This is a genomic window from Pseudoalteromonas sp. 2CM32C (genome assembly GCF_023161925.1).
GTDB classification, from domain to species: Bacteria; Pseudomonadota; Gammaproteobacteria; order Enterobacterales; family Alteromonadaceae; genus Pseudoalteromonas; species Pseudoalteromonas marina.
Map to the genome: position 1 here is coordinate 292725 of NZ_JALNTI010000001.1, position 13094 is coordinate 305818.

Consider the following 13094-nt stretch of genomic DNA (forward strand, 5'->3'; position numbering starts at 1 on the left):
CTGAACACTATTATTGATATACAATCAAAAATTAAGCAATAATGTTTAAAGTGCATACGTTATTGTAACTCTGCTGATATTCCCTTTTTTGGATGTGCTATTTATAAGGAGCATTTAATGGCTTTTGATTACGGATCAATCGATCTTGGACTAAAAAACCCTTTTAAACTAGAAGGTAAAGTAAAGGCTGTGAGAGGGCTGATTGAGGCTGTTGTGGGTGTTAGCCTGTTAGTTACCGCATCTAGCTCTGTAAAAGACGACGCTACCGCAGGTTGGATTTTGATGATATTTGGCATGTTGATACTCGCACTAGGTATTCGTACCTTATCTGGCGGTATATATGCCACACTTAAGTACTTTGTAGGTAGAAATCACCCTACATCGCTGGCGTTTAACTTTAGTAAATCGCAAACCTCAACTGCACAAGAAGAAAAAAACGAAGTAGCCTACACAGCACAAACATTAGAGGAAATGCTTGTTGGGCGCAAAAACAGTACGTTCAAAGAACCAAACGGATTTTTATCTCGCTTACTACACAGCTTAATACCAAAACTATTATTTCTACCCTATCCAATACGTAATGTTGCCCAACGTTTATTTGGCTCATGGGTTAGCACGCTGGTTGCACTTATTGCTTATGCGTTGGTTGCATTTGTATCACTGTCAGGCTTTACAGGCGAAGCAGGAGAACTTGCTTTTCCGATATATAGCGCAATTTTAATGTTTTACGTGCTGTTTTCTTGGCGTTCGTCTGGTAAACCCATTTCACGAAATGCCGAAAAAAATATTGAAGCCTTAGGTACGGGTGCGCTTGCTAAAATCATTTCCTTATCGTTTATATTACCCATTGCTATAGGGCTTTCTATGTCGTGGCTAATGCAAGAGCAACGCATTAGTAAACAACAAATAGACAACTGGCTAGAACAATTACCTAGCCTTAATGCAGGGCTGTATTTAACAGCCATTATTATACTCGCTACACTAAGTTGCGCCCTTGTGTTTGTAATGATTAAAGCTCGTTTAAATATTGTGACCCCCACTGCCGAGGTATCAGAACTGAGAGAGAACTGGCAAGAGTCTGTTCATCCCGATGAAATTTTTATAAACCTTGATAATTTAGTGATGGCAAACCGTCGTTACAAAGAAGTACCAAATAGGGTTTACCGTGAGCTAGACCCTAAATTACAAGAGCAAATTGAAGGTAAAGGCGGCTTTAAAGGTGAAATGATTCAAGAAATTCAACCTAAACTGCACACAATGGATTTAGGTAAGCATTTTAGTCTTTCGCGTTTAATTGCGTTAATTAGCGGTAACTTGCTTTATATTGTAGCGCTTACTTTTACCGTATTGCTTGCCTACTCGTTTATTAATATTTACCACTATATTGATGCAGCAAATATAAATAGCATTGAGCAAGCGTTTAATAATCAAAATATTATTGAGTTTAGTGAACTGCTAATGGCAAGTGTTCACTTATTACTGATTGGTGTATTAATTAAAGCCTTTGCCCAGCTGCTAAGCAACAGTGCACACTTGTTTTTTGCCGAAATGCAATTTGAATCTTTACTGGTATATTTTAAATGCGAAGGCACATTTACTGAGTCAAAAATATCAACAGGTACAGGTATTCACGATAGCACTCGTTCAGAAAACACCTTAGTGCGCAGCAGCATAACACCTTGGGTGATTGTTTCGCGTGTCGTTTCGACAACCTTTGCCGCAACAGGTATGAAAAACCTTGAGCATCCTCGCCATATTATGGAAATGCACAAAGATGAAGGTCAATTACAAGCAATCAAAAAAGATGTAATCGCCTTTTTGAAAGACCGCGAATCCATAGCCTCTATTACGAGTGAACGCGATTTAGGTAATGCATCTCAACTACATCAGTTGAATCAACAAACTCGCGCAATGCCTATGCAACCTACTCTAACTAAAGACGATGAAGAAGCCGCTGGCTTTTTACGTCAAGAAGACGACTTGGCGTCTGAGCCAAAAAAATAGCATTTTCAAATAAATGCCACCTGTATAATTGGGTGGCATTTTTTATTTACCTAAATATGCCCCACCGCTATGTAACGTCTAAATTAAACTAAAAGCGTGCAATAACATGATTAATATTTGATTAGCCCACAAAGCCCTTGCTTTATGTTTTAAAACACAAATAATGAAACATTAATCACAGGGTAAGAATGAGGAAAATGAGTTACATACTAACCACCCAATGTGCCGACGATGTGGGCTTAATTGCTAAAATCACCGGGCTTTGTCATCAAAATAACTTGAACATTACTCGTAATAACGAATTTGTAGACAAAGACGCCAAACGTTTCTTTATGCGCACTGAGCTGACGGGGCAACCACAAAGTGACTTTTTAGAGCAGCTACGCGCTTTATTACCTGAAGGCGCCAAACTTGCATTGCACGACTATGCAAAAACTAAAGTGGTGCTGCTTGCCACCAAAGAAGCACACTGCTTAGGTGGTATGCTATTAAAACAGTTTGAGCAAACACTTAATATTGAAGTGCTAGCTGTTATTGCTAACTACCCTGATTTAGAACCACTTGCTAAAGGGTTTGGTGTGCCATTTCATGTGGTATCGCATGTTGGGCTAAGCCGAAGTGAACATGACCAACAAGTAGGTGACTTAATTGCTAGTTATAACCCAGATATAATTGGTTTAGCCAAGTATATGCGTATTTTAAGCCCTGAATTTGTAGGCCGCTTTGACGGTAAAATTATTAATATTCATCACTCTTTTTTACCCGCATTTATTGGTGCAAAACCGTATCATCAGGCATTTGAGCGCGGCGTAAAAATTATTGGTGCAACGGCTCACTTTGTAAATAATGAATTAGATGAAGGCCCAATTATTTTACAAGACGTGACAAGTGTGACTCACGCTAACACAGCTGAAATGATGGCAAAAATGGGTAAAGACGTTGAAAAAACGGTTTTTTGCAAAGCGTTGCAACTCGCTTCAGAGCACAAGCTATTTATAAATGGCAATAAAACCGTTGTATTTAGCTAGGACGCGTTAACCTTTGTGGTTATACCACGCTCATTTGCTAAAAAAAGCCAGCTAAGCTGGCTTTTTTATTGTTCGCGTAAAATAAGTAATTACGGTGTGTAATACGTAGGAGACTCAGGCCCTACAGGCATACCCAGTAAAAATACCCAAACATAAAACAAAATAACCCAGCCAATAAAAAATACAATACTGTATGGCAGCATGGTAGCAACCAGCGTACCTATGCCCATGTCTTTTTTATACTTAACAGCCACGGCAAGTATTAAACCAAAATAACTCATCATCGGGGTTATCAAGTTTGTTACAGAATCACCAATACGGTAAGCCGCTTGAATTGTTTCTGGCGCGTAGCCTATTAACATAAGCATAGGAACAAAAATAGGCGCTGTAATAGCCCATTGTGCTGACGATGAGCCTAAGCTTAGGTTTACTAACGCACACATTAAAATAAACAGAACAAATACTTCAGGGCCTGTCAGGTTTAAGGCTTGCAAAAGCGCCGCACCGTTTATAGCTAAAATAGTGCCTAAATTAGTCCACTTGAAAAATGCGACAAACTGCGCCGCAAAAAAGACTAGCACAATATATAACCCCATTGAGCTCATGCTTTTACTCATGGCATTAATAACATCTTTATCGTTTTTCATGGTGCCAACAACACGGCCATACACAAAACCAGGAATACTAAATGTCACAAAAATAATAACCACAATCCCTTTTAAAAAAGGAGAACCCGCTACTTCACCGGTTGCAGGGTTTCGTAAAATGCCATCGTCAGGAACGATGGTCCAAGCAAGTAATAAAGAAACTACTAATAAAGAAACGCCAGCCCATTTTAGACCTGATTTTTCTTGTTGAGTAAGGGTGTCTATGCTGTTTTGAGACAGATCAATACCGGCTTCGTCTGGGTTATATTTACCTAAACGTGGCTCAACTATTTTTTCAGTCACCAAAGTACCTAGTACTGAAATTAATAGCACCGATATCATCATGAAATACCAGTTTGCCTCTGCGCCAACAACATAGGTTGGGTCGATCATTTGGGCCGCAGGAGTTGTAATACCAGCAAGAAGTGGGTCAATAGTTCCTAATAATAAGTTAGCACTATAGCCACCCGACACGCCTGCAAATGCAGCGGCAAGGCCAGCTAAAGGATGACGTCCTAAACTGTGAAAAATCATCGCTGCGAGTGGAATTAAAACCACATAACCTAGCTCTGAGGCGGTATTAGACATAATAGCGGCAAACACCACCATAAACGTAACTAAACGTTTAGAAGCGCCCATTACCATGCCTCGCATGGCTGCAGAGAGCAAACCCGAGTGCTCAGCAACGCTTACACCAAGTAGTGCAACCAACACGGTACCTAAGGGTGCAAACCCCGTAAAGTTAGTGACAAGCCCAGCCATAATGCGCTGTAAACCTTCAGCGCTTAATAAGCTTACGACTTCAATAACGCCATCAGCGTCGCGCCCAGGAGCACCTAACGGGCGAGGGTCTATCGCACTTAATCCAAACCAATCTGCAATACCGCTAAACACGACAATTGCCACTGCAAATATTGCAAATAGTGTAATTGGATGAGGCAGCATATTGCCTAAAAATTCGACGGTGGCTAAAAACCGATTAAACAACCCCTTATTTGGGTTGTTGCTAGGTGTGTGTGTGGAGTCTGTCATACCCTGCTCTTAAAGTTATAAAATTGCCGTAACCTAGCATTATTTGTAATTTAGATCATGTATAAAAGGTGAATGGTTTGTGAGTAAAGCTAAATAACACAAAAGCAGGAATATGCTGACCTTTTGTAATTAATTACGCCGTTTAATGTTAGACAAAGCTGTAGGTATAGGTATTAGGCGTGTTTTTCATAAGTGAAAAGGTAAAAAAGCATAAGTGCTAAGCAGACGCTGCCTAAAGGGGTTAACCTACGCCTGCCCTAAATTAAATGCGTTTCAAATCATAGCCGACAATATTCCCATGCGCTAAAATGCCAATTCAAAATAGCGGGTAAAATATAACGGTAATAAATCGCTTCAAAGCCGTTAAACCATTATTGAGCTGGCTCAATAGGCTCTAGTTGTAATTTAGCAGCGATCAGTACGGCTTGCGTTCGGTTATAGACACCGAGCTTTCTAAAAATTGCGGTAATGTGTGCTTTTACTGTTGCTTCTGAAATATGCAACTCATAAGCAATTTGCTTATTGAGTAATCCTTCATGCAAATATTGTAAAACGCGGTATTGCTGAGGTGTAAGAGAAGCGACTTGCGCTGCAATTTCTCTGTCTTCACCTTCGATTTCGGCTACTTTGTTTTTAAGCTCTTTTGGCAGCCATGTATCACCTTCAAGTATTTGGTTAATTGCATTGGCAATATCGTCCGATGACGATGATTTGGGAATGAACCCCATAGCACCATAACCCATGACTTTAGAAACAATATTAACATCTTCACTGCCTGAAACCACAGCGATAGGTAAACTTGGGTACTCTTCTCGGATACGAATAAGACCATACAAATCACCATTACCTGGCATGTGAAGGTCTAGCAGTAATATATCAAGATCTTCTTGCTCGCTTAGCACTTGCAATGTGCTATCAAAATCTGACGACTCGAACACTTCTAGCCCTTCAAATTTTGCGCTCAGTGCGCCCTTTAGTGCTTCACGAAATAACGGATGATCGTCCGCTATTAAAAACTGACTCATGGTTCACTCCTAAAAATTCGGCTGATACTTATTACTAAGTAACAGCCGATATACTACGTTTAGAATTAACTTGTAATCAAGCTTTTAACGCGTATTTATCGATTTAATCGATTATCGATAAGTTCATCCACTACCGACGGATCAGCAAGGGTTGACGTATCACCCAATTGCTCGTGCTCATTGGCAGCAATTTTACGCAAAATACGACGCATTATTTTACCTGAGCGTGTTTTAGGTAAACCCGGAGACCATTGAATCATATCTGGAGAGGCTATTGGGCTGAGCTCTTTACGAACCCAATTACGAACCGCTGTTGTAAGCTCATCACTCACCGTGACCCCTTCGTTAGGCGTAATATAAACATAAATGCCTTGGCCTTTAATATTATGCGGGTAACCTACTACAGCAGCCTCTGCCACAGCTTCATGAGCAACTAATGCGCTTTCTATTTCAGCAGTACCTAAACGGTGCCCAGATACATTGAGTACATCATCAACACGCCCTGTTATCCAGTAATAGCTATCTTCATCACGACGACAACCATCACCGGTAAAGTAAACGCCAGGGTATGCACTAAAGTAAGTTTGTTCAAAACGCTCATGATCGCCATAAACGGTACGCGCTTGTGATGGCCAGCTATCTAAAATAACTAAATTACCGTCAACCGCTCCCTCTAGTGTATTTCCCTCTGCATCATAAAGTGCCGGTGCAATACCAAAAAATGGATGGGTTGCAGAACCCGGCTTCGTGTCTGTAGCACCAGGTAGTGGCGTGATCATAATGCCACCTGTTTCTGTTTGCCACCAGGTATCCACAATTGGACAATTAGATTTACCTATACTCTCGTAGTACCAGTTCCATGCCTCTGGGTTAATTGGCTCACCTACTGAACCCAAAATACGTAAACTATCGCGATGTGAAGTTGCGGTAGGCTCATCACCTTTGGCCATTAATGCTCGAATCGCTGTAGGCGCAGTATATAAAATAGTGACACCATGCTTATCAACCACCTCACCCATTCTTCCTGCGCTTGGGTATGTAGGTACGCCTTCAAATACAACTTGTGTACACCCATTCACCAGCGGTCCGTATGCAATATAACTGTGTCCGGTGATCCAACCTACATCGGCACTACACCAATACACATCATCATCTTGTAAATCAAATACGTACTCGTGAGTCATTGACGCATAAACTAAGTAACCGCCAGTTGTGTGTACAACCCCTTTAGGTTGACCTGTTGAACCTGATGTATACAAAATAAATAGCGGATCTTCTGCGTTCATTGGCTCTGGTTCACACTGTGCTGGTAAGTCAGCGACTAAGTCGTGCCACCAAATATCGTGATCGTGCCAATCAACTTCACCACCTGTTAACTGATGTACAATCACGTGCTCAATAGTGGTTACAGAATCTTGTAATACGGCTTCATCAACATTCGCTTTTAATGGCACGCAGTTACCTGCACGTCGGCCTTCATCAGATGTAATGACCACTTTAGCACCAGAGTCTTTAATACGATCAGCTATTGCCGAAGGTGAAAAGCCACCAAATACAACTGAGTGAATTGCACCAATGCGAGCACACGCTTGCATAGCATAAATAGCCTGCGGGGTCATTGGCATGTAAATAGCAACTCGGTCACCTTTTTGCACACCTAGCTTTTTTAAACCATTAGCAAATTTGGCCACCTCATCGTGTAATTGCTGATACGTAATATTTTCGCTTTGTGACGGGTCATCACCTTCCCAAATAAGTGCAATTTTATCGGCTTTGGTTTTTAAATGACGATCAATACAATTATAAGAGGCATTTAAGAAACCATCTTCATACCATTTGATGCTGATGTGCCCTTTATCAAAAGAGGTGTTTTTAACTTTAGTATAAGGAGTAGACCAATCGAGGCGTTGACCATGCTCTCGCCAAAAGCTTTCGGGGTCATTAATTGACTGCTGGTACATCGAATTATATTTATTTTTATCAACGAGTGTTGTGTCTTTTATATGATTAGGAACAGGATAGATACTTTGTGACATCTTAGTCTCCGTTTAAATTACTTGCCTTAGGCTCTTAACAAGGATTACTCAGCAGTGCTTTATTAAGTATTAGACCTTAGTTGTACTCGCCTCCATATTACTAATTTGTACTATATAATTAATAAGCTTAAATATTTTTACCTAAACAATACATGATGTTAAATAAAGGTAGCAAAAGATTACTTCACTGTTAAACCTTAGTCTTATAGACCAATAGATAATTGAGTAAACACTACACATATCTAAAGTATTTGTGTTGAACAATTAAGCAAATCTAAAAACTATTGCATGCGTTGTTTAAAAATTAAAAGAATATTTATTAACACTGAACAGACTCACACTATTTATTTTTATTCGTAATCTATACCTGTAGCAAGTATTGGCAAAAACGAGTAAAAAATTATAAACAACAAGTAGCCTAAACAAGGGATACCAGTATGAAAATAACTCCATTAAAAACACTCGCAGCAAGCGCTGTTTTATGTGCACTATCAAGCACTACTTATGCGGCTACAGCTGCAAAGATTGGTGACACAGAGTTCACTTACGGCGGATATATTAAACTCGACACGATGTGGAGTGATTATTCAGCGGGTGCCTCTGCTGGTACAAGCGTTGGTCGTGACTTTTATGTACCCAGCACTTTAACTGTAGGTGATGATGACAGCTCAGACGCAGTGTTTGATATGCATGCGCGTCAATCGCGTTTTAATTTTGGTACGTCGACCTTGCTAGATAACGGTAAAAAAATTAACAGCAAGATTGAAATTGATTTTCTTGCCTCAGCCGCAGGTGGTAATGAACGCGTATCAAACTCTTTCGCTCCACGCATCCGCCACGCTTTTATAACCTACGACGGATGGTTATTTGGCCAAACATGGTCAAACTTTCAAAACGTAGGAGCTCTTCCTGAAACGTTAGATTTTGTAGGCCCTGCTGAAGGCACAGTGTTTGTTCGCCAAGCTCAAATTAAATACACAACAGGTGCGTGGTCTTTCTCATTAGAAAACCCTGAAAGCACAATCACAACAACAGGCGGAGCACGCGTTGCAACTGATGATGCTTCGCTTCCTGATTTTACCGCACGATACACACACAAAGCAGACTGGGGTAACCTTGTTGTAACCGCACTTGCTCGCCAATTAACGTATAAAGTAGGCGGTATTGATGCTGATGAAACGTCATTTGGCGTAAGCGCATCGGGTATGTTTAAAGTAGGCGACGACAACATTAAATTTATGCTGACACAAGGTAAAGGTTTAGGCCGATATGTAGGTTTAAATGTTGCTCATGGTGCCGTACTCAATGGTGATGAGTTAGATGCAATCGACTCAACGTCTGGCTTTGTTGCTTATCAGCATAAATGGAGCAGCCAATGGCGTTCAACATTCCTTTACTCATTCTTTTCAGCTGACAACAACACTGATTTGTTGAGCATTTCAGGTGATCCAACTGAATCAACGCAAAGCTATAGCGCAAATATTTTATACTCTCCGGTTAAACGCCTAACATTTGGTGCAGAGTTAAAACATGCTGAGAGAGAAACTCAAAGCGGTATTGATGGTGATTTAGACCGCTTACAATTCTCTGTTAAATACGCTTTTTAATTTAAAGTCTACTCCATAAATTAAGCGGCTTAGGCCGCTTTTTTTATGCGTATAACTTTAAATTTGGTTAATAAACCTCTTAATTTAACCCTACATAATTTTAAAATAAACCTAAGGGTATTAATTAAGCTGGCCCAAATTAGTTAAAAGATAAACAAACCACAACAATGTAATTGCAAATCAATATCATTTAGATTAGCATAAATTCCAATTTTTTAACGAACTGGAACCGATATGTCGTCCCCTACTATTTTGCGTTTGTCTAAACTAAGCATTGTTACTTCTTTAATTTTATCTGGAAATACGTTTGCGCAGGAGTTAAAAGCTAACAACGAGTCATTAGAGAAAATAGCCGTATATGGCCAGCATCATAAAAACTACATTACCGAAGATGCGCAGTCTGCAACTAAATTAGGCCTTTCAATAAAAGAAACCCCACAAAGTATTTCGGTTGTTTCGCGCGCATTAATGGACGATTTTTCGTTAGACGATATTAACTCCGTTCTTGAAAGCACACCCGGTGTAACGGTGGAGCAAATAGAAACAGATCGGACTTACTTTAAAGCCCGTGGATTTGAAATCACAAACTTTCAAGTAGATGGCTTGGGTATTCCACAAAGTTCGGGGTCAATTCAAGGCTCATTAGATACCTCTATTTACGACCGTGTTGAAATTGTTCGTGGGGCTAACGGTTTAATGACCGGTGCAGGAAACCCTTCTGCAACAGTGAACATGGTACTTAAAAAACCAACCTACATAACACAAGCGCATGCATCTGTATCTTATGGCTCATGGAATAACAAACGACTAGAGGTTGATGTTTCGACTCCAATAAACGATGAGCACGCTGTACGCGCGGTATTTACTAAGCATAAAGCAGAATCTTACTTGGACCGTTACGAAACTGACAAAACAATAGGTTACTTAGCCTATGAAGGTAAATTAACAGATGATACAACGCTAAGTCTTAACTACGTTAATCAACAAAAAGATGCCGATAGTCCTCTTTGGGGAGCATTACCCCTTTACTACACTGATGGCTCAGCCACTGATTACGATGCATCTACTAGTACTGCATCAGATTGGTCATATTGGGACAACAGTGCTGAACAGGTTTATGTAACGCTTGAGCAAAACTTATCAGCAACTTGGGTAGCAACCGCCCGTTATGCACATATTGAAAACGAGCAAGATTCAGAGCTTTTTTATGTTTATGGCACACCCGATAGAGAAACAGGCCTAGGTCTTACTGGTTACGCAAGCCGTTATGATTACGAGGATAAACACGACCTGTTTGATTTATACGCTAGTGGTAAGTTTGATTTATTTGGTCAAGAGCACGACCTATCATTTGGTGTAAGCCAAGCAAACATGGATTATAACGAGCAGTCACTATACGATTACACAACGGGTAATGGGTTTCCTGCCATGCCATCGCTTGATACATGGAATGGCGTAGCGCCAGAAGCAACACTTGCAGATGGTTTAAACGGCAGTGATATTGAAAACAAGCAGCAATCTGCTTATGTATCTACTCGCATAAAACTAAGTGACCCACTAAGTGTGCTTGCAGGTGTTCGTTACACCGACTGGGAAACAAAAGGCACTGCATATGGGGTAGTACAAACACGAGATGACAATGAAGTTATTCCTTATATAGGTGCGGTTTACGACTTTACAGATTCACTCTCAGCCTACGCAAGCTATACCGAAACATTCGTGCCACAAAAAGAGCTGGATATAAACGCTGAGCAACTTGCCCCCATTACTGGCAAAAGTAGCGAAATAGGTTTAAAAGCACAGCTTTTAGAAGACCAAGTGTTTTTAACGTTGGCGTATTTTGATGCTAAACAGGAAGGCCTTGCAGTTGCACTACCTGATTCATTACCGAGTGATACGCGCTACTATGCTGCTGATGGCATTAGTAGTGACGGTTTTGAGGTAGAACTAAGCGGTAAACTTACTGAGAGTTTAAGCACTAGCGTAAGCTTTAGTAATCTAAGCATTAAAGGTGACGATTTAGTAAAAGACTACACACCAGAAAATCAATTAAAACTTGCCGCTACTTATCAGGTACCGTTTTTTGAAGGCTTAACATTTGGTGCAAACTATCGCTGGCAAGATTCGGTGAGCCGTGTACAAGTCTTTGACGCAACGGGTACAGCACTTGTAACAACAAACCAAGGTGCTTATGGTATTCTTGATTTGATGGCCAACTACAAGATTACTCAAAACGTAGGTGTTACTTTTAACGTAAATAACACCACCGACGAAAAGTATTTGCATAGCTTATTTTGGGCGCAAGGTTACTACGGCGCGCCGCGTAACTATGCCTTATCTGTTAACTGGCAACTATAAAGCTAATTATAAGTATATTTTAATCACACAATTTAAACGACACAGCTTTTGTGTCGTTTTTCATGTTTAAAACTGTAGTTACAAACCCACCATAGTGTTAATACAGTAAACCCGATGCTATTAAGGCTTTATAACCTAAAAACAGCACGTTTAGTTAGGCGAATTAATAACGACTTAATAAATGCTTTCACACAAAAAAACGCTAACCATTACTGGCTAGCGTTTTTGTAAAGCTCGGGTCAAATCAAGCTTGAAGAACGTTTTAAACCTTAAAGGTTAGCGTCATCACCAAGTACATCTTCACCATCTTCTGGTTCAATTGTCGCTTTAAGCAATAACATATCGCGTAGTTTGCCTTCAATTTCGTTTGCAATTTCTACGTTTTCTTTTAAGAATTTAATTGAATTGTTTTTACCTTGGCCTACCTTGTTACCATTGTAGCTGTACCAAGCACCTGCTTTTTCAACAATTTTGTGCTTAACACCTAAATCAATTAACTCGCCTTGCTTAGAAATACCTTCACCATACATGATGATAAATTCGGCTTGTTTAAACGGAGGCGCTACTTTGTTTTTAACAATTTTAACGCGCGTTTCGTTACCAACAACTTCATCACCTTCTTTCACCGAACCAATACGACGAATATCAATACGAACTGATGCGTAAAACTTAAGCGCGTTACCACCGGTTGTTGTTTCTGGGTTACCGAACATTACACCAATTTTCATACGAATTTGGTTAATGAAAATACATAATGTATTTGAACGTTTAATATTACCCGTAAGCTTACGTAATGCTTGCGACATTAAACGTGCTTGTAAGCCCATGTGCGAGTCGCCCATGTCGCCTTCAATTTCAGCTTTAGGTGTGAGGGCTGCAACTGAATCGACAATCACAACATCTACAGCACTTGAACGCACTAACATGTCACAAATTTCTAACGCTTGCTCACCCGTATCTGGTTGAGAAACTAACAGCTCATCAATGTTAACACCTAGTTTTTGAGCGTATACAGGATCTAGAGCATGCTCAGCATCAACGAAGGCACATGTTTTACCTTCTTTTTGAGCTTGTGCGATAACTTGCAAAGTCAGTGTTGTTTTACCTGAAGATTCAGGACCATATACTTCAACAATACGACCCATTGGTAAACCGCCTATGCCTAAAGCAATGTCGATCCCTAATGAACCTGTAGATACTGCATCAATGTTCAAGGCTTTATTGTCGCCCAGCTTCATGATTGAACCTTTACCAAATTGACGCTCAATTTGTGATAGTGCAGCGTCTAACGCTTTTTGTTTGTTATCGTTCATTTTGTTCTCCAAATCCGGCTAATGCGAACAAGTATACTGTATGA

Annotated in this window: 8 protein-coding genes; 4 read left to right on the top strand and 4 right to left on the bottom strand. The window is 40.2% G+C overall.

What is annotated here, in order from left to right; translation table 11 throughout:
- Window positions 1–117 precede the first annotated feature (117 nt).
- Window positions 118–2004 (top strand): hypothetical protein, encoded by a 1887-nt coding sequence (locus MTF67_RS01385; protein WP_006794861.1) that lies wholly within the window; start codon window positions 118–120, stop codon window positions 2002–2004.
- A gap of 197 nt (window positions 2005–2201) precedes the next feature.
- On the top strand, window positions 2202–3032 hold the full coding sequence (gene purU, locus MTF67_RS01390) for a formyltetrahydrofolate deformylase (protein ID WP_248518513.1): 831 nt from the start codon (window positions 2202–2204) through the stop codon (window positions 3030–3032).
- Between the two features lie 89 nt (window positions 3033–3121).
- On the opposite strand, the gene MTF67_RS01395 is transcribed toward purU, so the two are convergent.
- The 3 genes from MTF67_RS01395 to acs form a co-directional block, all read right to left on the bottom strand.
- Complete coding sequence (locus MTF67_RS01395; protein ID WP_006791971.1) at window positions 3122–4711, bottom strand: AbgT family transporter; 1590 nt, start codon at window positions 4709–4711, stop codon at window positions 3122–3124.
- Between the two features lie 371 nt (window positions 4712–5082).
- Window positions 5083–5736 carry a response regulator transcription factor gene (locus tag MTF67_RS01400; RefSeq protein WP_006791970.1) on the bottom strand — a complete coding sequence of 218 codons (654 nt, stop codon included), beginning with the start codon at window positions 5734–5736 and terminating at the stop codon, window positions 5083–5085.
- Window positions 5737–5831: 95 nt separating this feature from the next.
- Window positions 5832–7772 carry an acetate--CoA ligase gene (gene acs / locus MTF67_RS01405; protein WP_006791969.1) on the bottom strand — a complete coding sequence of 647 codons (1941 nt, stop codon included), beginning with the start codon at window positions 7770–7772 and terminating at the stop codon, window positions 5832–5834.
- Between the two features lie 437 nt (window positions 7773–8209).
- On the opposite strand from acs, the gene MTF67_RS01410 reads away from it, so the two are divergent.
- Window positions 8210–9379: a DcaP family trimeric outer membrane transporter gene (locus MTF67_RS01410; protein WP_006791968.1), complete on the top strand. Its 1170-nt coding sequence runs from the start codon at window positions 8210–8212 to the stop codon at window positions 9377–9379.
- A 234-nt stretch (window positions 9380–9613) separates the two neighbouring features.
- Window positions 9614–11737 carry a TonB-dependent siderophore receptor gene (locus MTF67_RS01415; RefSeq protein WP_248518514.1) on the top strand — a complete coding sequence of 708 codons (2124 nt, stop codon included), beginning with the start codon at window positions 9614–9616 and terminating at the stop codon, window positions 11735–11737.
- A gap of 269 nt (window positions 11738–12006) precedes the next feature.
- On the opposite strand, the gene recA is transcribed toward MTF67_RS01415, so the two are convergent.
- A complete protein-coding gene (recA, locus tag MTF67_RS01420) occupies window positions 12007–13050 on the bottom strand; it encodes a recombinase RecA (RefSeq protein WP_243532875.1) in 1044 nt (347 codons plus the stop codon).
- Window positions 13051–13094: the final 44 nt, after the last annotated feature.

Excerpts from the sequence above, each read along its gene's own strand:
- MTF67_RS01385 (WP_006794861.1), top strand. The coding sequence starts at position 118 with ATGGCTTTTGATTACGGATCAATCGATCTTGGACTAAAAAACCCTTTT.
- purU (WP_248518513.1), top strand. The coding sequence starts at position 2,202 with ATGAGTTACATACTAACCACCCAATGTGCCGACGATGTGGGCTTAATT.
- MTF67_RS01395 (WP_006791971.1), bottom strand. The coding sequence starts at position 4,711 with ATGACAGACTCCACACACACACCTAGCAACAACCCAAATAAGGGGTTG.
- MTF67_RS01400 (WP_006791970.1), bottom strand. The coding sequence starts at position 5,736 with ATGAGTCAGTTTTTAATAGCGGACGATCATCCGTTATTTCGTGAAGCA.
- acs (WP_006791969.1), bottom strand. The coding sequence starts at position 7,772 with ATGTCACAAAGTATCTATCCTGTTCCTAATCATATAAAAGACACAACA.
- MTF67_RS01410 (WP_006791968.1), top strand. The coding sequence starts at position 8,210 with ATGAAAATAACTCCATTAAAAACACTCGCAGCAAGCGCTGTTTTATGT.
- MTF67_RS01415 (WP_248518514.1), top strand. The coding sequence starts at position 9,614 with ATGTCGTCCCCTACTATTTTGCGTTTGTCTAAACTAAGCATTGTTACT.
- recA (WP_243532875.1), bottom strand. The coding sequence starts at position 13,050 with ATGAACGATAACAAACAAAAAGCGTTAGACGCTGCACTATCACAAATT.